Source organism: Endozoicomonas sp. 4G (genome assembly GCF_023822025.1).
Lineage (GTDB): Bacteria > Pseudomonadota > Gammaproteobacteria > Pseudomonadales > Endozoicomonadaceae > Endozoicomonas_A.
Genome location: NZ_CP082909.1, coordinates 5045441 through 5072202, shown reverse-complemented (window position 1 = coordinate 5072202; position 26762 = coordinate 5045441). Strand labels below are relative to the sequence as shown.

At 48.8% G+C, this 26762-nt stretch carries 26 protein-coding genes and 2 rRNA genes; 18 read left to right on the top strand and 10 right to left on the bottom strand.

What is annotated here, in order from left to right:
• The first annotated feature begins 81 nt into the window (after positions 1-81).
• Positions 82-3031: ribosomal RNA gene (locus tag K7B67_RS19995) — 23S ribosomal RNA — on the top strand.
• A 205-nt stretch (positions 3032-3236) separates the two neighbouring features.
• Positions 3237-3352: ribosomal RNA gene (gene rrf / locus K7B67_RS19990) — 5S ribosomal RNA — on the top strand.
• A 53-nt stretch (positions 3353-3405) separates the two neighbouring features.
• On the opposite strand, the gene K7B67_RS19985 is transcribed toward rrf, so the two are convergent.
• Complete coding sequence (locus tag K7B67_RS19985; RefSeq protein ID WP_252177615.1) at positions 3406-3549, bottom strand: hypothetical protein; 144 nt, start codon at positions 3547-3549, stop codon at positions 3406-3408.
• Between the two features lie 208 nt (positions 3550-3757).
• Between K7B67_RS19985 and ylqF the strand changes: the two genes are divergently transcribed.
• The gene (gene ylqF, locus K7B67_RS19980) at positions 3758-4615 is read left to right on the top strand and encodes a ribosome biogenesis GTPase YlqF (RefSeq protein WP_252177614.1); all 858 of its coding nucleotides are present in this window, start codon (positions 3758-3760) and stop codon (positions 4613-4615) included.
• A gap of 46 nt (positions 4616-4661) precedes the next feature.
• On the opposite strand, the gene ispG is transcribed toward ylqF, so the two are convergent.
• Positions 4662-5897 (bottom strand): flavodoxin-dependent (E)-4-hydroxy-3-methylbut-2-enyl-diphosphate synthase, encoded by a 1236-nt coding sequence (gene ispG, locus K7B67_RS19975; RefSeq protein ID WP_252177613.1) that lies wholly within the window; start codon positions 5895-5897, stop codon positions 4662-4664.
• A gap of 222 nt (positions 5898-6119) precedes the next feature.
• On the opposite strand from ispG, the gene K7B67_RS19970 reads away from it, so the two are divergent.
• Entirely contained in the window at positions 6120-6314 is a 195-nt protein-coding gene (locus K7B67_RS19970) for a type II toxin-antitoxin system RelB/DinJ family antitoxin (protein WP_252177612.1), read from the top strand.
• Between the two features lie 62 nt (positions 6315-6376).
• On the opposite strand, the gene K7B67_RS19965 is transcribed toward K7B67_RS19970, so the two are convergent.
• Positions 6377-7027, bottom strand: coding sequence for a hypothetical protein (locus K7B67_RS19965; RefSeq protein ID WP_252177611.1), 651 nt, complete (start codon positions 7025-7027; stop codon positions 6377-6379).
• Positions 7028-7218: 191 nt separating this feature from the next.
• On the opposite strand from K7B67_RS19965, the gene K7B67_RS19960 reads away from it, so the two are divergent.
• The gene (locus K7B67_RS19960; RefSeq protein ID WP_252177610.1) at positions 7219-8130 is read left to right on the top strand and encodes a proline iminopeptidase-family hydrolase; all 912 of its coding nucleotides are present in this window, start codon (positions 7219-7221) and stop codon (positions 8128-8130) included.
• A gap of 74 nt (positions 8131-8204) precedes the next feature.
• Here K7B67_RS19960 and hslR read toward each other — a convergent pair whose 3' ends face one another.
• Together hslR and yrfG are read right to left on the bottom strand one after the other, a co-directional pair.
• Positions 8205-8627, bottom strand: a complete 423-nt coding sequence (gene hslR, locus K7B67_RS19955; RefSeq protein WP_252177609.1) for a ribosome-associated heat shock protein Hsp15 — start codon at positions 8625-8627, stop codon at positions 8205-8207.
• Between the two features lie 55 nt (positions 8628-8682).
• Positions 8683-9336, bottom strand: a complete 654-nt coding sequence (yrfG, locus tag K7B67_RS19950; protein WP_252177608.1) for a GMP/IMP nucleotidase — start codon at positions 9334-9336, stop codon at positions 8683-8685.
• Between the two features lie 134 nt (positions 9337-9470).
• Here yrfG and nudE point away from each other — a divergent pair, with 134 nt between their 5' ends.
• The 3 genes from nudE to dsbB all read left to right on the top strand — a co-directional run bounded on the left by nudE (position 9471) and on the right by dsbB (position 11528).
• Positions 9471-10055, top strand: a complete 585-nt coding sequence (nudE, locus tag K7B67_RS19945; protein ID WP_252177607.1) for an ADP compounds hydrolase NudE — start codon at positions 9471-9473, stop codon at positions 10053-10055.
• A complete protein-coding gene (gene cysQ, locus K7B67_RS19940) occupies positions 10037-10885 on the top strand; it encodes a 3'(2'),5'-bisphosphate nucleotidase CysQ (RefSeq protein WP_252177606.1) in 849 nt (282 codons plus the stop codon). Before nudE ends, cysQ begins: the two co-directional genes overlap by 19 nt.
• An 88-nt stretch (positions 10886-10973) precedes the next feature.
• On the top strand, positions 10974-11528 hold the full coding sequence (dsbB, locus tag K7B67_RS19935) for a disulfide bond formation protein DsbB (RefSeq protein WP_252177605.1): 555 nt from the start codon (positions 10974-10976) through the stop codon (positions 11526-11528).
• Here the strand turns inward: dsbB and K7B67_RS19930 are convergent.
• Positions 11512-12141, bottom strand: a complete 630-nt coding sequence (locus K7B67_RS19930) for a metalloregulator ArsR/SmtB family transcription factor (RefSeq protein WP_252177604.1) — start codon at positions 12139-12141, stop codon at positions 11512-11514. The two genes, dsbB and K7B67_RS19930, sit on opposite strands and share 17 nt — an antisense overlap.
• A 113-nt stretch (positions 12142-12254) precedes the next feature.
• Between K7B67_RS19930 and K7B67_RS19925 the strand changes: the two genes are divergently transcribed.
• The 3 genes from K7B67_RS19925 (at position 12255) to K7B67_RS19915 (ending at position 14251) form a co-directional block, all read left to right on the top strand.
• Complete coding sequence (locus K7B67_RS19925) at positions 12255-12665, top strand: VOC family protein (RefSeq protein WP_252177603.1); 411 nt, start codon at positions 12255-12257, stop codon at positions 12663-12665.
• A 14-nt stretch (positions 12666-12679) separates the two neighbouring features.
• A complete protein-coding gene (locus tag K7B67_RS19920) occupies positions 12680-13246 on the top strand; it encodes a flavodoxin family protein (protein WP_252177602.1) in 567 nt (188 codons plus the stop codon).
• 159 nt (positions 13247-13405) lie between these two features.
• Complete coding sequence (locus K7B67_RS19915; protein WP_252177601.1) at positions 13406-14251, top strand: hypothetical protein; 846 nt, start codon at positions 13406-13408, stop codon at positions 14249-14251.
• 259 nt (positions 14252-14510) lie between these two features.
• Here the strand turns inward: K7B67_RS19915 and K7B67_RS19910 are convergent.
• Positions 14511-15618, bottom strand: a protein-coding gene (locus K7B67_RS19910; RefSeq protein ID WP_252177600.1) for an IS3 family transposase whose coding sequence is annotated in 2 segments (ribosomal slippage) — positions 14511-15351 and positions 15350-15618 — 1110 coding nt in all. Because the reading frame shifts where the segments join, the coding sequence is not laid out codon by codon here.
• Positions 15619-15915: 297 nt separating this feature from the next.
• A complete protein-coding gene (locus K7B67_RS19905) occupies positions 15916-16656 on the bottom strand; it encodes an NYN domain-containing protein (RefSeq protein WP_252177599.1) in 741 nt (246 codons plus the stop codon).
• Between the two features lie 659 nt (positions 16657-17315).
• Here K7B67_RS19905 and K7B67_RS19900 point away from each other — a divergent pair.
• The 7 genes from K7B67_RS19900 to pntB all read left to right on the top strand — a co-directional run bounded on the left by K7B67_RS19900 (position 17316) and on the right by pntB (position 25036).
• Complete coding sequence (locus tag K7B67_RS19900; protein WP_252177598.1) at positions 17316-17654, top strand: hypothetical protein; 339 nt, start codon at positions 17316-17318, stop codon at positions 17652-17654.
• A gap of 175 nt (positions 17655-17829) precedes the next feature.
• Positions 17830-19125 (top strand): transposase, encoded by a 1296-nt coding sequence (locus tag K7B67_RS19895; protein WP_252177597.1) that lies wholly within the window; start codon positions 17830-17832, stop codon positions 19123-19125.
• Between the two features lie 103 nt (positions 19126-19228).
• Positions 19229-19444 (top strand): AbrB/MazE/SpoVT family DNA-binding domain-containing protein, encoded by a 216-nt coding sequence (locus K7B67_RS19890; protein ID WP_252177596.1) that lies wholly within the window; start codon positions 19229-19231, stop codon positions 19442-19444.
• On the top strand, positions 19441-19866 hold the full coding sequence (locus tag K7B67_RS19885; protein WP_252177595.1) for a type II toxin-antitoxin system VapC family toxin: 426 nt from the start codon (positions 19441-19443) through the stop codon (positions 19864-19866). The genes K7B67_RS19890 and K7B67_RS19885 overlap by 4 nt, the downstream gene beginning before the upstream one ends.
• A gap of 432 nt (positions 19867-20298) precedes the next feature.
• Positions 20299-21894 (top strand): isocitrate lyase, encoded by a 1596-nt coding sequence (locus K7B67_RS19880; RefSeq protein WP_252177594.1) that lies wholly within the window; start codon positions 20299-20301, stop codon positions 21892-21894.
• 179 nt (positions 21895-22073) lie between these two features.
• Complete coding sequence (locus K7B67_RS19875) at positions 22074-23618, top strand: Re/Si-specific NAD(P)(+) transhydrogenase subunit alpha (protein ID WP_252177593.1); 1545 nt, start codon at positions 22074-22076, stop codon at positions 23616-23618.
• 20 nt (positions 23619-23638) lie between these two features.
• Entirely contained in the window at positions 23639-25036 is a 1398-nt protein-coding gene (gene pntB, locus K7B67_RS19870; RefSeq protein WP_252177592.1) for a Re/Si-specific NAD(P)(+) transhydrogenase subunit beta, read from the top strand.
• 36 nt (positions 25037-25072) lie between these two features.
• On the opposite strand, the gene K7B67_RS19865 is transcribed toward pntB, so the two are convergent.
• Positions 25073-25642 carry a hypothetical protein gene (locus tag K7B67_RS19865; protein ID WP_252177591.1) on the bottom strand — a complete coding sequence of 190 codons (570 nt, stop codon included), beginning with the start codon at positions 25640-25642 and terminating at the stop codon, positions 25073-25075.
• Between the two features lie 247 nt (positions 25643-25889).
• Entirely contained in the window at positions 25890-26690 is an 801-nt protein-coding gene (gene nagB / locus K7B67_RS19860; protein WP_252177590.1) for a glucosamine-6-phosphate deaminase, read from the bottom strand.
• Positions 26691-26762: the final 72 nt, after the last annotated feature.

Here is a 26762-nt window from a genome sequence, read left to right as displayed (position 1 = left end):
GCCAGTGATGAACTGAAGATCGTTAAAGGTAGTTATAGGAACCTTTGATTCAATCAATCATTAGATTGCTTTGGGTTATATGGTCAAGTGACTAAGCGTACACGGTGGATGCCTTGGCAGTCAGAGGCGATGAAGGACGTGGTAATCTGCGAAAAGTCTTGGGGAGCCGATAAACAGGCGTTGATCCAGGAATGTCCGAATGGGGAAACCCACTCACACAAGTGAGTATCCTTTACCTGAATACATAGGGTTTAGGAGGCGAACCCGGGGAACTGAAACATCTAAGTACCCGGAGGAAAAGAAATCAACCGAGATTCCCCCAGTAGCGGCGAGCGAACGGGGAGCAGCCCTTAAGCAATTTTTGGTCTAGTGGAAGGCTCTGGAAAGTGCCGCCATAGTGGGTGACAGCCCCGTACACGAAAGGCCAGTTATTGTGAAATCGAGTAGGACGGCACACGTGAAATGTTGTCTGAACATGGGGGGACCATCCTCCAAGGCTAAATACTCCTGACTGACCGATAGTGAACCAGTACCGTGAGGGAAAGGCGAAAAGAACCCCGTTGAGGGGAGTGAAATAGAACCTGAAACCGTGTACGTACAAGCAGTGGGAGCATCCTTAGGGGTGTGACTGCGTACCTTTTGTATAATGGGTCAGCGACTTACATTTTGTGGCAAGGTTAACCGAATAGGGAAGCCGTAGGGAAACCGAGTCTTAATAGGGCGCCAAGTCGCAAGGTGTAGACCCGAAACCGGGCGATCTATCCATGAGCAGGTTGAAGATCAGGTAACACTGATTGGAGGACCGAACCCACTGTCGTTGAAAAGCCAGGGGATGACTTGTGGATAGGAGTGAAAGGCTAATCAAGCCCGGAGATAGCTGGTTCTCCTCGAAAGCTATTTAGGTAGCGCCTCGTGTCTCACCATCGGGGGTAGAGCACTGTTTGGGCTAGGGGGCCATCCCGGCTTACCAACCCCATGCAAACTCCGAATACCGATGAGTGCAATCACGGGAGACACACGGCGGGTGCTAACGTCCGTCGTGGAAAGGGAAACAACCCAGACCGTCAGCTAAGGTCCCAAAGTAATAGTTAAGTGGGAAACGATGTGAGAAGGCCCAGACAGCCAGGAGGTTGGCTTAGAAGCAGCCACCCTTTAAAGAAAGCGTAATAGCTCACTGGTCGAGTCGGCTCGCGCGGAAGATGTAACGGGGCTCAAACTATTCACCGAAGCTACGGGGTTCAGTGGTCAGTTTTCAGTGGTCAGTTGTCAGTATGAGAAGACTGATGACCGACCACTGAAAACTGACCACTGCAACCGGTAGAGGAGCGTTCTGTAAGCCGTAGAAGGTTCACCGGGAGGTGGGCTGGAGGCATCAGAAGTGCGAATGCTGACATGAGTAACGATAAAGGGAGTGAGAGGCTCCCTCGCCGGAAGACCAAGGGTTCCTGCGCAACGCTAATCGGCGCAGGGTGAGTCGGCCCCTAAGGTGAGGTCGAAAGACGTAATCGATGGGAAACAGGTTAATATTCCTGTACCCCTTTTGACTGCGATGGAGTGACGGAGAAGGCTAGGCCAGCCCGGTGATGGTTATCCGGGTTTAAGGTCGTAGGCTGTGGACTCAGGAAAATCCGGGTCCACAAAGCCGAGAACTGATGACGAACCCACCAAGGTGGGGAAGTGGTTGATGCCAGGCTTCCAGGAAAACCTTCTAAGCACCAGGTCAAAAGGGACCGTACCCGAAACCGACACAGGTGGTCAGGTAGAGAATACCAAGGCGCTTGAGAGAACCTGGGTGAAGGAACTAGGCAAAATGGCACCGTAACTTCGGGAGAAGGTGCGCCGCTGCCGGTGACCGGACTTGCTCCGTAAGCTGGCGGTGGTCGAAGATACCAGGTGGCTGCGACTGTTTATTAAAAACACAGCACTGTGCTAACACGTAAGTGGACGTATACGGTGTGACGCCTGCCCGGTGCCGGAAGGTTAATTGATGGGGTTATCTTCGGAGAAGCTCTTGATCGAAGCCCCGGTAAACGGCGGCCGTAACTATAACGGTCCTAAGGTAGCGAAATTCCTTGTCGGGTAAGTTCCGACCTGCACGAATGGCGTAACGATGGCCACGCTGTCTCCACCCAGGACTCAGTGAAATTGAAATCGCTGTTAAGATGCAGTGTATCCGCGGCTAGACGGAAAGACCCCGTGAACCTTTACTACAGCTTCACAGTGGATCTTGATGTTGCTTGTGTAGGATAGGTGGGAGGCTTTGAAGTGTGGACGCCAGTCTGCATGGAGCCAACCTTGAAATACCACCCTGGCAATATTGAGGTTCTAACCCAGGTCCTTTACCAGGATCGGGGACATTGTGTGGTGGGTAGTTTGACTGGGGCGGTCTCCTCCCAAAGAGTAACGGAGGAGCACGAAGGTTGGCTAAGCACGGTCGGACATCGTGCGGTTAGTGTAATGGTACAAGCCAGCTTGACTGCGAGAGGTACATCTCGAGCAGGTACGAAAGTAGGTCATAGTGATCCGGTGGTTCTGAATGGAAGGGCCATCGCTCAACGGATAAAAGGTACTCCGGGGATAACAGGCTGATACCGCCCAAGAGTTCACATCGACGGCGGTGTTTGGCACCTCGATGTCGGCTCATCACATCCTGGGGCTGAAGCCGGTCCCAAGGGTATGGCTGTTCGCCATTTAAAGTGGTACGCGAGCTGGGTTTAGAACGTCGTGAGACAGTTCGGTCCCTATCTGCCGTGGACGTTGGAAGTTTGAGGAGAGCTGCTCCTAGTACGAGAGGACCGGAGTGGACGAACCACTGGTGTTCGGGTTGTGTCGCCAGACGCATTGCCCGGTAGCTAAGTTCGGACGGGATAACCGCTGAAAGCATCTAAGCGGGAAGCCCCCTTCAAGATGAGACTTCCCTGGCCTTAAGGCCCATAAGAGACGTTGAAGACTACGACGTTGATAGGCGGGGTGTGTAAGCGTTGTGAGGCGTTGAGCTAACCCGTACTAATGACTCGAGAGGCTTGACCATATAACGCCAAAGCGATCTAGCAGCTGAAAGCTTGAAGCTTGAAGCTGGAAGCTTGAAGCCGTACACAGTGAACGAGAGTGTTGAGCAAGAATAGACACACAGCTTAAAAAAAGATTTGGATTCCAGAGCCTTAGCTTTCGAGAAACAGCTTCAAGCCTCCAGCTTAAAGCTTCCAGCTCAAAAGCCACCGGCTCGACCAGTTTTGCCTGGTGACCATAGAGCGTTGGAACCACCCGATCCCATCCCGAACTCGGTAGTGAAACGACGCATCGCCGATGGTAGTGTGGGGTTTCCCCATGTGAGAGTAGGTCATCGCCAGGCATTGAATACAGAAAAACCCCAGTTGAGAGATCGACTGGGGTTTTTGTTTGTTGTCATTTCTTTTGGTTCACAGGGGTACGGCAGACTTTGTCTCCATAATAATCATTGCTGAAGTTGCAATCGCTTTGCTTGTTGGATTGCTGGGTTGGAGTATTGGTACTATCTTGTTTTTTCTCTGTTTGCTTAGTTGTATTCATGGATCGTCCTCTTCTTGTATGAAATAAATTCTACAGATGAGTCGATGAGGCTGGAAATTGGTAATGGCTATGACAGCAATAGAAAAACTGTATTCAAATTGTTGCAGTGCGGTGAGCCTAACCGGTCTTATTTATAGATAAAAGTCTCGGTTATCAGATTACTCCGCAGCATATAAAATACCGGCCTTCAGTCAACAGAGGTTTTGTTATGGCAATTAACTGGTTTCCCGGGCATATGCACAAGGCTCGAAAGGAGATCAAGAAAGTGGTTCCGGAAGTCGATCTGATTATCGAAGTTCTGGACGCTCGTCTTCCTTTCAGTAGCGGAAACCCTCTGGTGCCTTCCCTGCGCGGTAAAACGCCTTATATCAAGGTGTTGAACAAGAGTGATCTGGCTGATCCTGCTGTCACAGAGCAGTGGATCAGGGAGATGGAAAAGGAAGAAGGCGTTAAGGCCATTGCCCTGACCCAGAGTCAGCCAGAAAAAGTGCGTGGTGTGCTAAAACTGGCCGAGAGCATGGTGGAACGCAAGCTCGATATCAAAGGCATGAGAGCCATGATTCTGGGGATTCCCAATGTCGGCAAGTCCACCATGATCAACACGCTTGCCAACCGCATTATTGCCAAAACCGGAAATGTCCCGGCAGTCACGAAACAGCAGCAGCGTATTAAATTGCCTAATGGCATGATCCTTTTAGATACGCCCGGATTCCTCTGGCCCAAGCTGGAGCCGGAAGCCTGCGGCTATCGACTGGCCATTTCCGGAGCCATTAAAGATGCGGTTCTGGAATACGAAGACATTGCCCTGTTTGCTGCTGAATACTTTCTGAAAGCATATCCGGAAGCGCTCAGACAGCGTTTTCAGATCAATGAGTTACCCTCGACTGATATCGAACTGATGGATGCGATTGCTACCCGTAGAAATTGCATGAGAAGAGGTGGCATAGCTGATCTACACAAGGTCTCCGAGATTCTTCTGAATGAGTTCCGCAGTGGCGGCCTGGGACGGCTCAGTCTGGAAACACCGGAGATGGTCGAACAGGAAAGACCTGAGCCAAAAGATTAGCCGGATCAATAAGAAAGCCCGCTGAGCGGGCTTCTACAGGATTCAATCACTCGCTGGCAATCAATGATTCCCTGGGTGCGTAGGTTTTGTGGACATACTCCTCAATCATTTCCTTATACTCTTCAGTGATATTACCGCCTTTGAGCGTCGTTACTTTTTCACCGTCGATAAATACCGGTGCTGAAGGCGCTTCACCGGTTCCGGGCAGGCTGATACCGATATTGGCATGTTTACTCTCACCGGGGCCGTTAACAACACAACCCATAACCGCGACTTTCATTTCTTCCACACCCACAAACTGGTGGCGCCAGGTCACCATTTTAGTGCGCAGGAAAGCATCGACTTCGTCCGTCAGCACCCTGAAGAAAGTACTGGTGGTTCGACCGCAGCCCGGGCAGGCGGTCACTTCAGGGGCAAAACTGCGGACATCCAGTGCCTGCAGAATTTGTTGGGAAACAATCACCTCCCGGTCACGGCTGCCATTGGGCTCTGGAGTCAAAGAGGTGCGAATGGTGTTACCAATGCCCTGCTGAAGCAATACGCCCATGGCAATACTGGATGAAACAATGCCTTTGCTGCCCATGCCTGCTTCGGTCAGACCCAGGTGAAGGGCATATTCACAACGCTCTGAGAGCATCTCGTAGACGCTGATCAGATCCTGCACCCGAGAGACCTTGCAGGAAATAACAATTTTGTTGGCTCCCAGCCCTCTTGCCACGGCTGCATCGGCACTGGTCAACGCCGACAGGACCAAAGCTTCGTGCAGAACTTCCTGAGAGGACTTGGGGTTTTCAGAACGTGCATTCTCATCCATCAGACGAGTGGATAATTCTTTGTCCAGACTGCCCCAGTTCACCCCGATACGAATTGGCTTGTCGTATTTGATGGCCACATCAATCATGGTATTGAAGCGATCATCCTTTTTGTTGCCAAAGCCGACATTGCCCGGGTTAATGCGATACTTGTGCAGCAGGCGGGCCGTTTCATCATACTTGGTCAGCAAAGTGTGACCGTTGTAGTGAAAGTCCCCGACAATAGGAACGTTATAGCCCTGTTGGGCCAGCTTCTCATAGATGGCTGGCACTGCTGCAGCTGCTTCTTCGGTATTGACCGTCACCCGGACAATTTCGGAGCCAGCGTCTGCCAGCAGCTTGATCTGCTCAACCGTTCGTTCGACATCAGCAGTGTCCGTATCTGTCATGGATTGGACGACCACAGGGGCATCGCCACCGATGGTAATGTGTCCCACCTGAACAGCGTGAGTTTTATGGCGTCGGCCCATGAACTTGACTCCTCCGGAATAGGTTATCGGGTTGTTTCGAGAAAAAACTGGCAAGTGCCTGTAGCGTGATGACAGCGAATGTGCAGGCAGGCACACAGTCCAGATAGTTTAACACTTATCAGGGAAAGCGTATCAGGAAGAACGCATCCTCAGGCTAACGGTTTCATGTACCGTGGAAGAAATTATTGGTTTCAATCAGCAATGTGCCACGGGAGAGAGACTATGGCCAAAGAAACCACCGTCAGAGCGCGTATCGACGAAGCTTTAAAGGAAGAAGCTGAAGAGGTACTTCGTAAACTGGGACTGACGACCTCTCAGGCTATTAATATCTACTTCAGCCAGATTGCCCTGAGAAAAGGGCTGCCGTTTGAGTTCCCAAGCTGGAGTGGAACCAGGGTTTTACGACACCCTCTTTAAGGTGGAGGAGGGTGTCAAAAAGGATAGTGATCTTTCAGTCGGTTCACACCGTCACGAACCTTTTACAACTCGCTTTTGCTATCTGCCTGGAAATTGCTTGTGTAGCTTTTCAGGCACTCCTGTTTTGAAAGATTGGTATCTTTTAACAGTCTCTCCTCAGAGCATACTTTTTCTTTTACCTCATCGGATGAGAGATGCTTCTCAATTGCTGGTGCAGGATCAGGATCGCCGACACCATGCCTTTCAACGCAAAAAGCGACCAGTTGCATTAAGCTCAATGGTTCAGACGTTTTGTTTAAAGTCCCGGTGTAGCAACTCTTATACTTATACGCAAATCTCAGGTTATAGCCATAGAGGTTTAAAGTAGTGCCAGTGGCATCGTCCGTCCATTGCAGCCTGAGAGTGTCGGCGTGGCGGCTGCTATCATCTCGGCACAGATTGTTTTCTGGGGAGTCTGTCAGTTCTCCGCTCCATAAACGATGGGGAGGTGCTTTTTCCGTGAATGTCATTTTTCCGGAAAACATTCTCATATGGCCTTTTTCATAAACGCCTGAAATCAGCTCTCCTTCAAGCTTGTCTCCCGACAAAACCCCTTTTCCTAACAGTTTTACATGGTCTCCGGGTGGACCAAAATTCTCCCGACAGGCTGAGGATGCTTGGGTTTGATTAGAGGAAAACAGTATGGACAGTAGCAGTAGGGTATGTATTTTCATCGCTTTATCTCAACTGGATACCCCGTCCTTCAGGGCGGGGTTCAGTGACAACGGACTACACAAAGGAAGAGGATGGAAGACACAGACAAAAGTCAGTTACAAAAGAGTAGTAGGGAAAAGCGTGAATCGCCTCTTTTTTCAAAGAAACTGCCTACACTGAACCCGTTGCGAAATTTAAATAGTGTACAGGCATGATGACCAAACAAGAGAAGCACAACGCACCAGGTGTTCAGTGGGTGACACTGGATAATGGCTATCGAGTCTGGACTCAGAAGATGGGCTCTGGGTCGTTAAAGTTACTGACACTGCACGGTGGGCCGGGATGTTCCCATGAGTATCTGGAATGCCTGGAAGCTTTTCTGGTTCCTCAGGGAGTGGAAGTTATTTTTTATGACCAACTGGGTTCATGGTGCTCAGATCAGCCTGAAGACAAGTCACTCTGGCAATTGGAACGATTTATTGATGAGATCGAACAGGTTCGGACGGCATTGGGTCTGGAGGATTTTTATCTCTTTGGCCACGGCTGTGGCGGTTTATGGGCCATTGAATACGCACTTAAGTACCAGCGGCATCTTAAAGGACTGATTCTCGGCAGTATCACCGGCAGTGTTCATTCTTATACCGCTTATATCAATCATCTTCGGGAGCAGTTGCCACTGGCAGTGCTTGATAAAATGACGCAGCTTGAAGCAGCGAATGATCTCGATAATGAAGAGTATTCCTCTCTTTTGATGGAACATCTTTATCGTAAATACATATGCAGGCTGCCTGACTGGCCTGAAGCTTTGAGTCTGACCTTCGATCATAAGAATCACAGTGTTTATAACACCATGCAGGGCAATAATGAGTTTGTTTTCACCGGCAACCTGCTTGGCTGGGATCGGTGGAATGAGCTGGCAGAGATTCGTGCTGCAACACTGGTACTGGCTGGACGCTACGATACCGTAGCGCCGGATGATCAAAGGCAAATGGCTTCCATTCTGCCTCACAGCAGGCTGGTACTCTGTGATAATGGCAGTCACTGCTCCATGTGGGACGATCCGGAAAATTACCGTCAGGCACTCGTGGACTTTTTAAAGGACGTAGAAAATAGAAGAATTTAAGCATCAGACCCTTTGGTTTCGCCAGAACGAGCGAAACCAAAGGGTCTCTTTTAAAGTGCCGAGACGATCAGGCATTAATCTGCCAGGTTGGATTTTTGCCTGAGAATATCCCTTCTCTGTTTTTTGTCCGGACGGCGATCTGGTCTGGGAGTCATAACACCGCGCATAGCCTTGCGTTGTTCTGCTGACGCCTCACGAGACTGGATACTGTCCGGGGTCTCTTCGTAGAGTTGTTGTGCCAACTCGGCTTTCTGGCGTTTGTCAGAGAGCTCTCGAACAATCACCACCCTTTCATCCCAGCCAGTACGCAGTTTCAGCTCATCGCCTACTTTAGGCTCTTTGCCGGGCTTGCAGCGCTGGCCATTCAGGTGCACCTTGCCACCTTCAATGGCTTCTTTGGCGATACTACGGGTTTTGTAAAATCGGGCTGCCCAGAGCCATTTGTCCAGACGTACTTTGTCCGGTTGTTTGTTGTGAGCACTGCTTTGCTTGGCCATTCATTACTCTCAAAATTCGTTGGATTGTTTTTTCAAGGCTGGTTTTTAAGTCTGATCAAAGATGGATAAGCTCACGAAAATCTTCAACAGCCTGATATTGACCGGTATCTTTGGCACCCTGCTGGCTATCAGGATATCGGATAGCCAGTAAGTGAGCGATGCCATAGGTTTTGGCAGAGTCCAGAACAGGAAGGCTGTCATCAATAAACAGAGCCCGTTCCTTATCCGTTCCTATGTCAGCTTCAAGATTATGCCAGAATGCCTGGGTTTCCTTGGGGTAACCGTAATCGTGGGAGCTGATCAGTTTGTCAAAATAGTGGGCCATGGAGAGTCTTTCCAGTTTTAGCGACAGACTGTCCCGGTGAGCATTGGTGATCATGATCACTTTTTTGCCCCGGTCGCGGATATTTTGCAAAAAGGTGTCGGCACCGGGCCTGAAACGGATTAAATGAGCGATCTCGTGCTTCAGGGCGACGATATCCAGGTCCAGCTCTCTGGTCCAGTAATCCAGACAGTACCATTCCAGCTTGCCGTAGGTTTGTTTGCCCCTTGGATGCAGCTCTGCTTTCGACTGCTCAAGGGTAATACTGTGCTTCTCGGCATACTTCCCGGGCACATGTTCCATCCAGAAATAGTTATCAAAATGGAGATCCAGCAGAGTACCATCCATATCGAGGAGGACGGTATCTATCGCATTCCAGTTAATCATAAACACCTCGATTTTCTTTTCTTGGCATCACGATTCATCCGTGTTGTATCGTGGGCCTAAGGTAAACGTGCATAGACGTATGTAAGCAACGGGTTGGGTGTTTATAATAGCGGCAGAACAGGAGGCAGGGAATCATGTCAGAAAAACCAGTCATCAAAGCGTGCCGTGAAATTGCACGCACTCGTCTGTTCAGGATAGAAGAACTGGATCTCAAATTCTCCAATGGTGTTGAAAGAACCTATGAACGGTTGGGCTCTTTTGGAACGGGTCATCAAGCGGTCATGGTGGTGCCGCTGCTGGATAATCATCGTTTTCTGATGATCCGCGAGTATGCCGGTGGTACTGAAGACTATCAGTTGACTCTACCCAAGGGGCTGGTTGAGCCGGGGGAAAGTCTGGAGGAAGGGGGTAACCGTGAGTTAAAGGAAGAAGTGGGTTACGGTGCCCGTCATTGGCAGTACCTGAGTGCATTTACCCAGTCACCCAACTACATGAAAAGCACAATACACTCAATGGTGGCCTGGGACCTTTATGAAGAAAAGCTCGAAGGTGACGAGCCAGAGCCCCTGGAAGTGGTGGAGTGGTCTTTTGACCGTCTGCTGGAACTAAACGACAGGCCAGACTTTTCCGAAGCAAGAGCATTGGCTACCCTGTTTCTGGTTAGAGAGAAAATGCAGGCCGGATGGCTGGGAGACCCCCGATGTTTGACGACAAGTTAATTGAGTCCGTAAAGCACATTGCCCGGCAGGCCGGAGAGGCTATCCTGACCCTGTATCATCAGGCAGATCTGAACATTCAGCATAAATCTGACAAAACGCCTGTCACTGTGGCGGATCTCAAAGCCAATGAAGTCATTGAGCAGGGCCTTAAGGCTCTGCAGGTTCAGTACCCGATGTTATCAGAAGAATCAGAGCATACCGCTTTTCCCGAACGCTGCCAGTGGCAGCGTTACTGGCTGGTGGACCCTCTGGATGGTACTCAGGAGTTTATCAATGGCAATGGCCAGTTCACCGTGAATATTGCCCTGATGGAAAAGTCAGAAGAGGGCCCAAGCTACCCGTTATTAGGTGTGGTTCAGGTTCCTGATGAACATACTCTCTACTGGGGTGGCCGTGGTCTGGGAGCTTTCAAACAAATTGGCGATCAGCCTGCTGTCACTATTACGCCAAGAATATTTCAGCCAGAAAAGAGGGTTGTGGCACTGGGTAGTCGCAGCTATGGAACTGAAAGAGCAGCGGTATTTGTTAAAAAGCTCAAGGCGCTCTATCCCAATCTGGAGATAAGGCCCGTCGGCAGTGCCCTAAAGAGTTGCCATATTGCCGAAGGGCTGGCGGATATCTACCCAAGGCTGGGCCCCACATCCGAGTGGGATACCGGGGCGGCACAGGCGGTATTGGAAGGTGCCGGAGGTTTACTGCTGGACCCTGATGGCAAGCGGTTTTCCTACAACTTCAAAGAGAGTCTGCTGAACTCTGATTTCCTGGTGGTGGGGGATCCTACTCAAAACTGGTCGAAGATCTGGAACCCGCAGGTATTGGGTAGCCTTTAGCAACAACGACGATTCCAGAGGCTTCCGGGGCGCTTTTGGGTTTCGTGTGGTTGAGTACTTAGACTCGGAACAATAGAGAAGCACTGTTTTGACAAAACTATCCCATTTCTGGACTGATTTTAGAGCGGACCCGCTTGGGGCTATCCGTGACTGGCAGAATCACAGAACCACCTGGCTGATCATGCTGTTAACTGCGGTTTTCCTGGAGTCTGTGGCTTTTTATTTTCAGTACGTTATGTATCTGGATCCCTGTGAACTCTGTGTTTATCAGCGTCTGGCAGTATTGCTGATTGGCCTGGCGGCACTGGTCATGCTGGTGGCACCGCGAAACAAACTGGTAAGAGGCCTCGGATATAGTATCTGGATAGCCGGTGCTGCCTACGGGTTGGATGCTTCGATCAAAATGCTGGGTTACTACTCATCTAAAGACCTGTTTATGTCCTGCAAGGCTCTGCCCACTTTCCCATTTGATCTGCCGCTGTACGAATGGTGGCCTCAAATGTTCCTGCCGTCCGGTTTCTGCGGGCAGGATGGCTGGTTATTCCTGGGTATGAATATGGCTCACTGGATGACGTTTATTTTTAGCGTTTACATAGTGGCTTATGTGGTTTGTCTGGTGAGCCTGTTCAGGAAATCAAAGTAATCGCGTAAGCACACCGACGAGCACCCTGAAGTATATGCTCCAAACGCTCGACCTTTGCCATTCCCTCAAAAAGCTCTTCAAACACTTCTAATTCGGAACGGCAAAATCCCTGGCAGGCCGAGGCTGCTGAGCAGATCGGGCAATGATTTTCATAAAAGATAAACCCCTCATCGGTGGTTTCGTAATCTGCCATATACCCTTCGCTGGAGCGAACCCTGACCAGTGCTTTGACCTTGCCTTCCAGATCAGTATGCCGACCCAGAGCTTCATGATATTGCCGGGCTGTTTCTTTCGACCGGTGTTCTATCAGTTCATCCAGGCCTTGCTCGCCAAACACATCTTTGATGGAAATCAGCATGTCCAGAGTGAGCTGATCATGACGATCAGGAAAGTGTGACTGGGCCTTTTCTGTTAATTGCCAGAGTTTTTTGGGGCGACCGACTCCTCTACTGACTTCCTTGCTGGATACCAGACCCGCTTTCTCCATTCTTTCGAGATGTTGTCTGGCACCCATACTGGTGATGTCGAGATTTTTGCCCAGCTCCACGGCTGTTTTTGCGCCTTCCGTCTTCAGGAGCTGGAGAATTTTATCTTGGGCTTTTTCATTTTTCATGGCCTCAGTATATGAAGGGCATCTTAATTAGTAAATAAAAAGCTTTACAAAATCAGAGTGGTTGCCGTAGTCTGAATATATAAATAAAAAACTTTATATATCTGGAGAAGATTATGAATGCCTATCTTGAACATGCCAATATCACCGTCCCTTCGATTGATGAGGCTACTCGTATCCTGGGAGCTGCTTTTCCTGATTTTCAAGTGAGGGGTGAAGGAGAGTTTCGTGGCCGCCGTTGGGTACATTTTGGCAATGACACAACCTATATGGCTTTGAATGAATACCCCGAAGGTGAAGCAATTAAACCGAACTACAGCCACTTCGGTGTGAATCATATTGGCTTTGTGGTTGAGCAGCTTGATGAATTGGATCAAAGACTCAAAGACGAAGGGTATGAACTGATTCCGGACTTTCAGGAGGAGGGTGAGTTCCGTAGACGTCACTACTACTCTGACGGTAATGGCATGGAGTGGGAGTTTATTGAGTATTCAACCAAAGATGTTGCAAAAAGAAATAGCTATTGAATCAGGGCTGACCTGTGAAAAAGAATAAAATTTCTGTCGTGTATTATTCAGCTTCAGGTACCACTGAGCAGCTTGCAGAGTCCATTGCTAAAGGGGTTAACGCAGTAACACGTTCGGAAGCGGCGCTGATAAAAATCTCCGGTAAGGATATTTATGAGGGTCGTTATACAAACCATGAGGTGATGACAGCACTGACTGAGTCTCAGGGGATTGTATTCGGTACACCGACCTATATGGGAGGAGTGACTGCACAGTTCAAGGCTTTTGCGGATGCTACCAGTAACCCGTGGTACGTCAGAAGAGAATGGCTCGACAAAGTGGCTGCCGGATTTACCGTGGGTAGCTGCCCCAGCGGTGAGCAGCTTGCAACCATTCAATACCTTCAAACCTTTGCTGCCCAGCATGGTATGCATTGGACAGGTGTTGATGCCCGCCGTTCTGAGCATATCAACAGACTGGGAGCCAGCCAGGGCCTGATTGCCCAAACTGAAAAGGGAAAACTGGATCCTGCTGATTATAAAACAGCTGAACTGCTGGGTATTCGCGTTGCCACTCTGGCAGAAAAACTGACCTTAAGCTGACTGCGAGTTAGTAGTCAGTCTTTTCTACTAATGATTTTATGGACCTGTTCTTTTCAGTTATTTTTTTATCTATCATTGGCTTACTGGACTTGCATGTTGCTTTGTGCCTGTAAGATGGACAGTAGGATTAGAACAACAAAATTGCAGGAGACTCTTACCATGAAAAAAATTGGACAAATGATTCTGATCTCGATTGCAGTGGCCTTGACAGGCTGTGCCTCGACCCAGAAGCCAATAACATACAACCCTGAGAAATCCCGTGCTCTCAATCTTGTGAATGCAGCAGGCATTGGCTCGACACTGAAAGATACCAAGCTACCTCAAGATACAGTGAACACCCTTATGAAGAGTGATGCCGCTGACCTCAGTTTTGCGCTATCAGGGTTTGGGGCTCCGCTGCCTGGCCTTAGCGGTCTCAATACTGCCGGACTCAACCTATTGGCTACTGTTCTGGCTCCTGAAGATGCTGCTGCCAGAAACAGTATTTTTGGCTGGATGCCTGAAGATTTTGCTCAAGGTAAAGATCCAAAGAAGGCATTTATGAATGAACTTGAAAAAGCTTTTGAACATGCGTTAGCAGATAGAGGATTCGAGGTCATAAAACACTATTCTAATGATAAAAGCATATTAGTTTTAAGTTTTATAAATGATAAATTAAAATGCCCAAGCCCAGAAACTATAACAAATAATCAAAAATTTTGCTCACTAACATTATACGTAGATGATTATGAATTAGAAAACCCTCCCTCTTTTATAGGTAAAGAAACTTATCCGAGTTTTCATTTTAGTGCTGGAAATATAAACAACACTAGATTCAGATTTAAGAAAAATAAAAATAGCAATTTCAATGAATTCGAGATTGTGGAATCAGCAAGTAGCTATTTACCCGACTGGGCTTTTATATATCTAGCCCCAAAAATGATAGAAATGGATAATAAACAAAAAAACCCCGTGCCTATTGTTTTTGAAAAAGGAAAAGCTCTTTACTTTGTGACTACAGAGTAAAGCCCCCTCATTGACAGTTTTTTTCTATTTGAAAAGAAATCAGACATTGAAGCCTGAAGATAAAACACCACTTCAGGCTTCATTCATTCTTTCTTTCTTTGTCACCACTTCTGGATTAATTAATCCCAGAAGTAGACTGAGATTTTACTGTTTTTCTCTCACACTGATTCTTCTTCAGAGTCCAATCTATGGTGGACCCCACTGTCAAGACAGTAAATCAACAAATTTAAGTTAAGTCCTGGCAGTGGTTGAAAATCCCTCATGCAAAGTGAATTGCCTTCGGTGTCTTATAGTCCAGCGACTGATGTAATCGCTCAGTGTTGTAAAACTCAAAGTACTCATCCAGCCCTGCGTGAAGCTCAGGAACCGTCTGAAACTCATGTGTGTATAGCCATTCGTACTTGACGGAACGCCAGAGCCTTTCTACAAAAATGTTATCCAGTGCTCGGCCTTTGCCGTCCATACTGATCTTGATTTCCCGTTCCTGTAAGGGTGCCAGAAAATCATGGCTGGTAAACTGACAGCCTTGATCTGTGTTGAATATGTCAGGCTGTGCCCGCTCCAGAGCACGGTTCAACGCATGGATACAAAAATCTGCATCCAATGTATTTGATAACTCCCAGCTCACCACGTAACGGCTATACCAGTCAATAATGGCAACCAGATACATGAACCCCTGCGGCATAGGGCAGTAGGTAATATCAGTACTCCACACCTGGTTAGGCCTGAGAATCTCAACCCCTCGAAGCAAGTAAGGGTACACCTTGTGCTCCTTGTTCCTCAGACTGGTTCCAGGTTTTGGCCCTACACCCTGTATGCCCATCAGCTGCATGAGCCGCTGAACACGCTTCCTGTTGACTGGATAGCCCTGGTTATTCAGCCACGCTGTTAACCTGCGACTGCCGTAAAACGGTGTACGTGTATACTGTTCGTCAATCAAGCGCATCAGGCTCAGGTTCTCCAGGCTTTCCTGAGCCTGAGAGGCTTGGTAATACCAACTTGACCTGTTTAACCCAATCAGCTCACATTGTCGCTGAATGCTCAGTTCTGGATGATCTGGCTCAATGCACCTCCGCTTCTCATCAGTGGACATTGCCTGATTTTTTTTTCAACCAGTCCAGCTCCATTTTGAGCCGACCGATCTCTTGGTAAAGTGGCGCTGTCAGCGTTTCCGGATCAACCTCTGGTCTTGTCCTGCCGAAGACCTCTGAAATCCCTTGGAGCAGTTGACGCTTCCACTGACTGACCTGCACAGCTGCAACTTCATGCTCACTGGCCAGCTGGTTTATAGTCTTATCGCCCTTGTAAGCTTCCAGTGCCACCTGTGCCTTGAACTCGGGCGCGTGTCGTTTTCTTTTTGCTGCCATGATTCCCTCCTTTAGGGTCATGTTACAGCCAGAAAACTTAACTTAGCTAGCTGTCCAGTTTATGGGGTCCACTATAATCTGAGGGGCAAGAACAATCATAACGAACAAAAGTAGCATCAATGGCTGTCTGGGAAGCCCTGAGTGACTTTAAGAACGCAAAGCGTAAGGACGCGAGCTTTGCTGGTTTGTTTCTTGAATACTGGCTCTGTCCCATCGTTAGAAGGGTTGGCTATATATGAAGTAGACCGACTAAAGCCTGAGCTTGTTGACCATGCCTCTACCCGACAAACGTTTTTCTTAGGGGATTTTCTTATCTTGATGATGGGGTGTCACTTTTATCCCCTCTAGCCCTGAAGCATTGTCTCTTCTATAGCGGCTAACATGGGTTTTTAATCCGTCGATATGTTCAGCCAGATCGCCTTTGACCGTTCTCCCCATAGCATCCAGGATAAAATGAGCCCCTTCCACACGGGCAAGCTTTGCTGCTGGTACGAAGTCGCTATCACCAGATATAAGTATTATCTTGTTTGCCAGCTTCTTCAGTACAACGCTGGTGATGTCGATGCCAAGCTTCATATCAACACCTTTTTGCCGTGGCCTGAGAGAAACATTGTCAGGATTGATCTCCTTCGGATCGACATCGCCCCGAATCAGCTTTTTAAAATCGTGAATCTTATCCTGACGAATAAATCCCCATTGTTTATCCACCGTGCTCAGGTGTCCCATTCTGCAAGCAACGTAAGGCTGCTGCATGAGAGCTTCATGAAGCTTATTCTTGTACCTTGTAATATCACTTTTAGAAAAGTCGATCTGTCTGTTTGTTATAGGGTGATGGACTTTGTTTGTGAGCGGTGGACAGTCATAGTAATAAATGCGGTAGAGGTCTTCGCTTTTACGGTCAACATGCTTGATCCAGTAGTGCCACATCCTTTTTGCAAGTTCGGAGGGCTTCATGCTCATGTCCGGATCGACCAACTGAGTAAACAGCCTATTAAAGAAGCCTGCGTCAACAAAGATAGCAACTGTCCGCCGTGCCATTATGACCTCTCGAAAAAAAGCCCTTGGGTCGTCACTTCCCGTATTGTGGGAGGAGTCGCCAAGGGCTGTATGTTCTTTTCAATAAATTGTTTCGTAATAGTAGCCGGATTGCCTTTTTATGGCAAGCTGCGTTCTATCGCCTGCGTCATGCAAAAAGCATCGCAAAAACTCACAGAATGACAGTAATAATCTGTATCTGCTATGGAAAAGCGTAGCTTATGCGGTGCTTCTTGTTACAAAACACTTAACTTTCCATACAGCCACAATATCGGCTTGTTAAGGAGTTTCGTAACTGTTAAAGGCTCCAGAGGAAGGGGCAGAGGCAAGCATGCCGTGCACATGGTCAGCGCCTGGAGTCATCGCCATAGCTTGATATTGGGGTAAATGAAAGTAGACTCGAAATCCAATGAAATTACGGCTGTCCCTAAAGGGGGTTTACAGGGGATTGTATTCGGTACACCGACCTATTACATCATTTCAATGAGTTTGATGTGAACAATCTATGTTCATCCTGAGCGGAGTCGAAGGATGTGGACTCCGAACTAACAATAAAGCCCCTGCCAACCACCCTTCGACTCCGCTCAGGGTGAACGGAGTTTGGGTGCCATTGATAGAGGGAACCCGTCAATTACATTGAAACCCTGTACTACATGGGAGGAGTGACTGCACAATTCAAGGCTTTTGCGGATGCTACCAGTAACCCGTGGTACGTCAGAAGAGAATGGCTAGACAAAGTAGCTGCCGGATTTACCGTGGGTAGCTGCCCCAGCGGTGAGCAGCTTGCAACCATTCAATACCTTCAAACCTTTGCTGCCCAGCATGGTATGCATTGGACAGGTGTTGATGCCCGCCGTTCTGAGCATATCAACAGACTGGGAGCCAGCCAGGGTCTGATTGCCCAGACTGAAAAGGGAAAACTGGGTCCTGCTGATTATAAAACGGCTGAACTGCTGGGTATTCGCGTTGCCACTCTGGCAGAAAAACTGACCTTAAGCTGACTGCGAGTTAGTAGTCAGCCTTTTCTAATAATGATTTTATCGTAACCCGTGAAAAACCCCGTACTTTTAGTGCGGGGATGTAAACGGGGAAGCCGCCAGGCTTCCTTGTATCAACAATATCAATGTAGCCATTGGCTTTCTGTAGTATAAATATATAGAGAAAAAAGGAAATCGCGTGAAAAAAAATCGTGTCATTCAAATCAACATAGGCAAGCCAACAGATGGACAGACGCAAGTCCGTCTGGAAGCGGCTCGCCTGTGGAATGACATAGTTCGTTTGCACAAATATATCCGCAAGCGCCACTGGAAGTGGCCTACCGAGTCTAAAATGAAGACTCACGTCAAAGGCAAGTATGCATTGCATTCGCAGACCATACAGAAGCTCGTCGAGAAGTTGTACGACTCCATAGACTCAACTCGAACCAAAAGGGAACAGGGCGACACTAAAGCCCGTTACCCTTGGAAGTGCAAGAAGAAATTCCAGACTGTGACTTGGAAGCAGTCAGCCATTCGCCGCAAGGGGAATAGGCTGAATCTGTCCAATGGTCGTGGGGTAAAGGGTCTATCAATCAAAATTCCACTGGCTCAATTGCCGCAAGGCAAGATCACAGGAATTGAGCTTGGATACCGCACTCTCTACATTTCCATTCAAGACGTAGTTGAGAAACCAGAATCAGCCGGAGACAACACCGTTGCGGCTGATTTGGGTATCATTCATACCGCTGTCATGACGGACGGCATCAAATCAACGGCTGTTGTTGGTCGTGGCTTGCGTTCATTGACGCAAGGCAGGAACAAGAAAATAGCAGGCTACACACGTCTAATAGACAAATGCCAGAAGGGTTCCCGTCGAAGACAAAAACTCAAGGCTGAAAAGGCCAGATGTCTGGCACGATACCACAGGCAAGTTCACAACTTGCTACATCATACCGCAAACAAGATGATCGACTTTGCCATTGAACGGCAAGCCGGAACATTGGTTGTTGGGGATGTGACAGAAATAGCACGTAACAGGCGTAAGCAGAAAAAGGGATCAAGACGCAGCAACCAGGAGAACAGCGGGAACCCGCTAGGTCGATTGGTTGAGTACCTGACCTACAAAGGCAAGCTGAGAGGGGTTGATGTGGTTAAGATCAACGAATCCTACACCACTCAAACATGCCCTAAGTGCGGTCACAGGCATAAGCCAAGTGGGCGCAACTATAAGTGTCAGGGTTGCGGTTATGTTGCAGCGAGAGACGAAGTCGGAGCCTGCAACATCCTGAACAAATACATCCACAATGGACGTATGGTTCCTGATTCGATTCTGCCTACGGGAAGCGTGAAGTATCTACGACCGACCTTGCTACGCAAGTCGCCCGTAGTAGTGGCTTTGAATGAGCCTACTTTGCTTGGTACTACCCTTGAATCAGTTTGGGCGTCCGAGGACGCAGGTTTGGTTGAACCGTCCAAACAGAGTCTTGTGGCTTAACCAAGAAGAATCGCCTTCCTTTAGGAAGGGGAGCATTCAAACATTGCGATAAGTAAAGTGATACATTATCTTTACTATGCGAAAAATGTAAAGAGATAAAACTATGCCTAAACTCAGCGCCAAACGGCAAATCACTATCCCTGCCAGTCAGTGTGAAGAACTCGGCATCCAGCCAGGAGATGAAATCGACAGCTTTATCGTCGATGGTCGGATTACCTTGATCAAGAAGCATAAAGGGGCAGCAAAAGGGTTTCTGAAGCATGTCAAGGCCAAGCAGGACATCTCAGACGACGATTCACTTCAGAGTGCTTTACAGTGATAGTCATTGATACCAATATCCTGCTCCGGTACTTGCTGAAAGATGATAACAAGCAGTCAGCGCAGGCCTCCCGGTTGATTCAGGGAGGGGAAAAGGTTCTAGTGACTGATGCTGCCTTAGTTGAGACAGTCTGGACGCTAAAGGGCAAAAAATACCAGCTTACCAAAGCTGAAATCATTGAGACCGTTTTGCAGCTTTTTCAGGAAACCAACCTCCACTTTGAGGACGGCCAGGTTGTTTGGAAAGCCCTGAGTGACTTTAAGAACGCAAAGCCTGTAAAAGGTAAGGAAGCGGACTTTGCTGATGCGCTCATTGTTTGCAAAGGTCGAAGTGTGGTTGAGAAGCAGAAAGAGGCGTTCAATGGCTCGTTCACTTTTGACAAAGCTGCACAAAAACTACCTGGAGCCAAGGCTCCGAATTAATGTGATTTCATGAAGATTTCATCCAGTTACGAGCCACGCACGGAAATTGAAAGCCTGCTCAAAACAGTTATCAAAAGATCACAAAAAAATGGCATAAAAACTTTATTTCAGAATGTTTCCGAAGAAAAAGTAAACGCGAAACAATTAATTAAACATAGTCGTATATCATAAGTCCATTTTCCGATAAAACCATAACCACTTGTTTTTATTATCATAATTGCACAAAAAAGAAAGCGGTGTTCAGCCCGAATGCTCAGCTTGGGGGTATAAAAAACACCACTATTCACGAAATAAATAGCAGAAATAAAAACAACAGGATTGTCACAAACCTTCACAAATAACAAAATTCAGGCACCGGGTCGGTAAGACTCCAACAACGAAAGCCAGTCATCAAACCCTGTTGATGACGTCGCGAAAATGGAAGAACTCATCATGTCAAACTACCTGAATGATATTGACGCAATCGCTTCACTCAAAGCGGCTCAGGGCTCTTCCTGGGAAGCGATCAACCCCGAATACGCTGCGCGCATGAAAGCGCAGAACCCTTTCAAGACCGGTCTGGATATTGCCCGCTACACCGCCAGAATCATGCGCGAAGACATGGCAGCTTACGACGCTGACACGGCAAAATACACCCAATCCCTGGGCTGCTGGCATGGATTTATCGGTCAGCAGAAAATGATCTCCATCAAGAAACATTTCAACAGCACTGACCGTCGCTACCTTTACCTGTCCGGCTGGATGGTTGCGGCATTGCGCTCCGAGTTTGGTCCCTTGCCCGACCAATCCATGCACGAGAAAACGTCTGTAGCTGGCCTGATTGAAGAACTCTACACATTCCTGCGTCAGGCTGACGCCCGTGAACTGGGTGGTCTGTTCCGTGAACTGGATGCTGCCCGCAAGGCGGGTGATACCGCTAAAGAAGCAGAACTTCAGAGCCAGATCGACCATCACAAGACACACGTCGTACCTATTATTGCCGACATTGATGCGGGTTTCGGTAACGCAGAAGCGACTTACCTGTTGGCCAAAAAAATGATTGAAGCCGGTGCCTGCTGTATCCAGATAGAAAACCAGGTGTCTGATGAGAAACAATGTGGTCACCAGGACGGCAAGGTCACTGTTCCTCACGAAGATTTTCTGGCCAAGATCCGTGCTGTTCGCTACGCCTTCCTGGAGCTGGGGGTAGACGACGGAGTTATTGTTGCCCGTACTGACTCTCTGGGTGCCGGACTGACCAAGCAACTGGCAGTCACCCACCAGCCTGGTGACCTGGGCGACCAGTACAACAGTTTCCTGGATGTTGAAGAAGTGACTCCAGAGAACACGAAAAACGGCGACGTCATCATGAACCGCAATGGTAAGCTGGTTCGTCCCAAACGTCTGCCCAGCAATCTGTTCCAGTTCCGCCAGGGCACCGGTGAGGATCGTGTGGTCCTGGACTGCATCACTTCCCTGCAAAACGGCGCTGACCTGCTGTGGATCGAAACCGAAAAACCCCACGTTGGCCAGATCGCCGGGATGGTCAACAGGATTCGTGAAACCTGCCCGAACGCCAAGCTGGTCTACAATAATTCACCGTCCTTCAACTGGACTCTGAATTTCCGCCAGCAGGTATTCGATGCCTGGAGCGAACAGGGTAAAGACGTTTCTGCCTACGATCGCAGCCAGTTGATGAGTGCGGAGTATGATGAAACGGAACTGGCCCGGGTGGCTGATGACAAGATCCGTACCTTCCAGGCTGACGCTGCCCGTGAAGCCGGTATCTTCCACCATCTGATCACCCTGCCAACTTATCACACTGCCGCACTGTCCACTGACAATCTGGCTAAAGAGTATTTTGGTGATCAGGGCATGTTGGGCTACGTGGCTAACGTTCAGCGCAAAGAAATCCGTCAGGGTATCGCCTGTGTTAAACACCAGAATATGGCCGGTTCTGACATGGGTGACGATCACAAAGAGTACTTCTCCGGTGATGCCGCACTGAAAGCGGCCGGAGCAGACAACACCATGCATCAGTTCAGCTAAAAAAACTCACCTTTCTCGTTTCACATAGCTATTCAAATAGCTATTCAAATAGCTATTCAAATAGCCGTACAGGGTAGTTTATTACTACCCTGACTCATTCCGATTAAGCAAAGCCCTGATTCATTGAGTAGACTTAGCAACCAGCTGCCCCTGTTTTTTGGCGACATTAGGTGATTGATATGCGGATAGGAATCCCTGGAGAAATTCAGGATAACGAAAACCGGGTTGCCGCTACGCCTGATACCACAGGCAAGCTGCAAAAGCTCGGTTACGACGTCATCGTTGAGCGCGGAGCTGGCAGTAAAGCCAGTTTTGATGATGCCGCTTTTGAAGAGGCTGGTGCTCAAATTGCAGAACGTTCAGAAGTCTGGAGTTGTGATATTGTCCTGAAAGTGAACGCACCGACAGACGACGAAATATCTCTATTAAAAGACGGCGCTACCCTCGCCAGCTTTATCTGGCCCGGCCAGAATGAAGAACTTATGAACAAGCTCAGCCAGCGCAACATCAACGTGCTGGCCCTGGACAGCGTACCCCGTCTCTCCCGTTCCCAATCACTGGACGCCCTCAGCTCCATGGCCAATATTGGCGGTTATCGGGCTGTTGTTGAAGCTTCACATCACTTTGGCCGCTTCTTTAACGGCCAGATTACCGCCGCAGGTAAAATTCCACCGGCCAAGGTCATGGTTATTGGTGCCGGGGTTGCCGGTCTCGCTGCCCTGGGAGCGGCGGGCAGTATGGGGGCTATTGTTCGTGCTTTCGACACTCGTCCTGAAGTCAAGGAACAGGTAGAAAGCATGGGCGCTCAATTCCTGGAGCTGGACTTTTCAGCCAACGAGGAAGAGCAGCAGAAATCTTCTGACGGTTACGCCAAAGAAATGAGTCAGGCCTTTATTGATGCCGAGATGGCCTTGTTTATGGAACAGGCCAAAGAGGTCGACATCATTATCACCACTGCCCTGATTCCGGGTCGCCCGGCACCCAAACTGATCCTGGAGGACATGGTTAAAGCCATGAAGCCGGGCAGTGTTATTGTCGATCTGGCTGCCCAGACCGGCGGCAACTGTGAATGCACAGAAAAAGACAAGGTTGTGGTCAAACACGGTGTTACGGTAATCGGATATACCGATCTGCCCAGTCGACTGCCGACTCAGTCTTCCCAGTTATACGGCACCAACCTGGTAAATATGCTGAAACTGATGACACCCGAGAAAGACGGCAACCTGACCATCGACTTTGATGACGAAGTGGTTCGTGGCCTCACTGTTGTTAAAGAGGGCAAGATTACCTGGCCTCCACCACCTGTTAAAGTCAGTGCAGCTCCGGCAGCCAAATCTGCCCCGAAGGTTGCTGACGTTAAGCAGGAGAAGCCTTCCCGCCCCTGGCTGAAGCCAGTCCTGATGGCTGCCGGTGCTGTCATTTTCAGCTGGGTTGCCCATTCAGCTCCGGCCAGTTTCCTGCAACACTTCACCGTATTTGTTCTGTCGTCCATTATTGGCTACTACGTCATCTGGAATGTCACGCCTGCCCTGCATACACCTCTAATGAGTGTGACGAACGCCATCAGCGGCATCATCGTTATTGGTGCTCTGACGCAAATGGGAGGTGATCACACTATTATCCTGACTCTGTCGGGTATCGCCCTGTTGGTGGCCATGATCAATATTGTTGGTGGTTTCGCTGTGACCCAGCGGATGCTCAAGATGTTCATCAGAAATAGCTAAACACAGCGGGAGTTACAGGAATGTCAAAAGGATTATTAGAATCCGCCTACCTGATAGCAGCACTGCTGTTTGTCATGAGTCTGGCGGGTCTCAGTCGGCAGGATTCTGCCAGAAGCGGGAATCTCTATGGCATGGTCGGCATGGTCATCGCCGTTTTGGCCACTCTCGGTTATGCCCATCTGGAAGGTTTCACCTATATCACCATTATGATGATTGTCGGTACAGCCACAGGGCTGGTGCTGGCAAAGACGGTGGAAATGACAGAAATGCCCCAGCTGGTCGCCATTCTCAATGGTTTTGGTGGGCTGGCAGCGGTATTGATCGGTTTTTCCAGTGCTATTCAAGCTTCAGAATCAGTGGTCAGGATAGCCTCCAGTCTGGTGTCGTCTACTGATCACCTGATCCACAGCATTGAAGTTTTCGTTGGCATGATCATTGGTGCCATTACCTTCAGTGGTTCGGTGGTTGCCTGCCTGAAACTGAACGGTAACATCAGCAGTCGTCCCGTATCATTGGCTGGTGGACACTGGACTAATCTGGCCCTGATTGGTTTGGCTATTTTGATGGGCATTGTTTATGTGCAACAGGGTAGCATTCTGGCATTGATTGTTATGACAGCCCTGGCCCTTATGTTTGGTATCACGCTGGTGCTTGGCATTGGCGGTGCTGACATGCCGGTTGTGGTTTCCATGCTGAATGCGTACTCCGGTCTGGCCGCTGCGGCTACCGGTTTTATGCTGGGCAACAACCTGCTGATTATTACAGGTGCCATGGTAGGCTCTTCAGGTGCCATTCTTTCTTACCTGATGTGTGCCGCCATGAACCGCTCCTTTATATCGGTTATCCTGGGCGGTTTTGGCACCGAAGGTGGCTCTGTAGCAGGAGGTGAAGAACAGGGTGAGTACACTGAGGTCAATGTTGAAGAAGTCGCCGAAATGCTTAAAACGGCTTCCAGTGTGATCATTACTCCCGGCTACGGTATGGCCGTTGCCCAGGCTCAGCACCCCCTGAAAGAGCTGGTCAACAAGTTGCAGGCCCTGAACATTAAAGTACGTTTTGGTATTCACCCGGTTGCGGGTCGTCTGCCAGGTCATATGAACGTTCTGCTGGCCGAAGCAAAAGTGCCTTATGATGTCGTTGAAGAGATGGATGAGATCAACGACGATTTTGTTAAAACCGATGTTGTTCTGGTGATTGGTGCCAACGACACGGTAAACCCGGCGGCAGAAGACCCAGACAGCCCGATTGCCGGTATGCCCGTGCTTCGTGTCTGGGAAGCAGAAAGAACAGTGGTTTTTAAACGCTCTATGGCAACAGGCTATGCCGGTGTTCAGAATCCTCTTTTCTTTAAAGACAATGCTCGTATGCTTTTCGGAGATGCCCGCGGCACCGTCGAAGGTATTCTCAAGCTGTTCTGAGCTTAACCACCCCGCTCCAGGCGGGGTGGGGTATCGTTAAAGCTCACGACTTGGGGGGGATTGCTCTCCTGCAGGTTCCGGGCTCAGGGTTATCGTTAGCTTACTGCTCTCTGAGAAAGGTACCTTCTTGAAGTAAGTGGGTGAAAAGTTACTTTGCTTGTCTGTTTTCACCGGGCCGTAATCTCTACCATCCACTGTCAAGGTAATCTGGTAGGTTCGTTCATTAGCATAATAGAATTTACCACCGGCAAAAACGGTAAACATATAAGTAGGTTCATAGACATCTGGACTATCTATGCTCCAGGCTACCTTCCCCTCAGGGTACTTGGCGTCAGTGGGATAAAGATCATTATCCACGTTCTGGAGATCAATAATGGTATTAATGGGAATATAAACACCGGACTTTATGACATTGTCCAATGAGACCGACAAGCCATTTACCTTTCTGAAATACCTCATAGAATCATGTGCAAAGCCCGGTGCCTTGGCACTGAAACCATAACCGCTCCCCACCGTTTCGTCTCTGAACGTCACGTCCACCGCAGATGCCACGGACAGAAAGCCGGAAAGGATTACACCAACAGGAACAGCCAGTAAAACTTTCATAATTAAAAAAGCCTCTTCTGATGTCGTAACCCGGAAGTTCCATAAAGACGCTTTGACTTCATAAACACTGGCCTGTCCGTCGTTTGACAGGCACAAAAAAAATGAACGTCGCTCGTCGGCTGTTGCCAACGCTTTATGAAATCTCCGGGTTAACCCAACGCGAAATTATAGATGGTGATTTCCATAACTGCTTTTTTTGCCATGAAAAATATTTTGCCCAGCCGTCAAATACTGAGCCTCTGGTTATTCAGAGACCGCGAATATTTTCAGCTTCCAGCTCGGCAAAATATTTCAGGGTTTTCACTCGCAGTTCCATGGTGGCGTCTTCATCACAGACGATCATGGCTTTTGGGTGCATCTGCATGGCAGAAATGGTCCACAGATGATTCACAGAACCTTCTACCGCCGCATGGAGAGCGTAGGCTTTGTCGGCACCGGTGACCAGAATCATAACCTCACGGGCATCCATTAACGTGCCCACACCAATGGTCAGGGCCAGTTTGGGTACCTGGTCAATGTCGTTTTCAAAAAAGCGGGAATTAGCCTGACGGGTCTTGTCAGTCAGGGTCTTGATACGGGTGCGTGAAGACAGGGAAGAACCTGGCTCGTTAAAGGCAATATGACCATCATGACCGACCCCACCCATAAACAGGTCAATACCGCCGTATGATTTGATCTTTTCTTCATAGCGCTGGCATTCGGCTTCCAGATCTTTCGGATTGCCGTTGAGCAGATTAATGTTCTCGTGACGGATATCAATATGTTCAAAGAAGTTCTTGAACATGAAGGTACGGTAGGATTCCGGATGATCGGCGGGAATACCCACGTATTCGTCCATGTTGAACGTCACGACATGCTCAAAGCTCACTTCGCCGGCACGGTTCATCTCAATCAGGTTCTTGTAGGTAGCCAAAGGCGTGCCGCCTGTTGGCAGACCCAGGACAAAGGGTTTGTCCGCCGTCGGCTTGAACTCGTTGATCCTTCTGGCAATATGTCTGGCAGCCCATTTGCCCACATCGGGTTTAGCAGAGAGAGGAATTAAGCGCATAGTGTAACCTTCCGGTTGAAGAGCTTCTGGATTCTGTTTAGCCGGATGATGAGCATTTGTCACCCTTTTTTT

Bases quoted from the DNA above. Each gene is read 5' to 3' on its own strand.
- K7B67_RS19930 (WP_252177604.1), bottom strand. From the start codon at position 12,141: ATGAAAAATGAAAAAGCCCAAGATAAAATTCTCCAGCTCCTGAAGACG.
- K7B67_RS19960 (WP_252177610.1), top strand. From the start codon at position 7,219: ATGATGACCAAACAAGAGAAGCACAACGCACCAGGTGTTCAGTGGGTG.
- K7B67_RS19905 (WP_252177599.1), bottom strand. From the start codon at position 16,656: ATGGCACGGCGGACAGTTGCTATCTTTGTTGACGCAGGCTTCTTTAAT.
- K7B67_RS19985 (WP_252177615.1), bottom strand. From the start codon at position 3,549: ATGAATACAACTAAGCAAACAGAGAAAAAACAAGATAGTACCAATACT.
- nudE (WP_252177607.1), top strand. From the start codon at position 9,471: ATGTCAGAAAAACCAGTCATCAAAGCGTGCCGTGAAATTGCACGCACT.
- K7B67_RS19890 (WP_252177596.1), top strand. From the start codon at position 19,229: ATGCCTAAACTCAGCGCCAAACGGCAAATCACTATCCCTGCCAGTCAG.
- K7B67_RS19970 (WP_252177612.1), top strand. From the start codon at position 6,120: ATGGCCAAAGAAACCACCGTCAGAGCGCGTATCGACGAAGCTTTAAAG.
- yrfG (WP_252177608.1), bottom strand. From the start codon at position 9,336: ATGATTAACTGGAATGCGATAGATACCGTCCTCCTCGATATGGATGGT.
- K7B67_RS19880 (WP_252177594.1), top strand. From the start codon at position 20,299: ATGTCAAACTACCTGAATGATATTGACGCAATCGCTTCACTCAAAGCG.
- nagB (WP_252177590.1), bottom strand. From the start codon at position 26,690: ATGCGCTTAATTCCTCTCTCTGCTAAACCCGATGTGGGCAAATGGGCT.
- cysQ (WP_252177606.1), top strand. From the start codon at position 10,037: ATGTTTGACGACAAGTTAATTGAGTCCGTAAAGCACATTGCCCGGCAG.
- K7B67_RS19965 (WP_252177611.1), bottom strand. From the start codon at position 7,027: ATGAAAATACATACCCTACTGCTACTGTCCATACTGTTTTCCTCTAAT.
- pntB (WP_252177592.1), top strand. From the start codon at position 23,639: ATGTCAAAAGGATTATTAGAATCCGCCTACCTGATAGCAGCACTGCTG.
- K7B67_RS19925 (WP_252177603.1), top strand. From the start codon at position 12,255: ATGAATGCCTATCTTGAACATGCCAATATCACCGTCCCTTCGATTGAT.
- ylqF (WP_252177614.1), top strand. From the start codon at position 3,758: ATGGCAATTAACTGGTTTCCCGGGCATATGCACAAGGCTCGAAAGGAG.
- K7B67_RS19915 (WP_252177601.1), top strand. From the start codon at position 13,406: ATGAAAAAAATTGGACAAATGATTCTGATCTCGATTGCAGTGGCCTTG.
- K7B67_RS19865 (WP_252177591.1), bottom strand. From the start codon at position 25,642: ATGAAAGTTTTACTGGCTGTTCCTGTTGGTGTAATCCTTTCCGGCTTT.
- hslR (WP_252177609.1), bottom strand. From the start codon at position 8,627: ATGGCCAAGCAAAGCAGTGCTCACAACAAACAACCGGACAAAGTACGT.
- ispG (WP_252177613.1), bottom strand. From the start codon at position 5,897: ATGGGCCGACGCCATAAAACTCACGCTGTTCAGGTGGGACACATTACC.
- K7B67_RS19875 (WP_252177593.1), top strand. From the start codon at position 22,074: ATGCGGATAGGAATCCCTGGAGAAATTCAGGATAACGAAAACCGGGTT.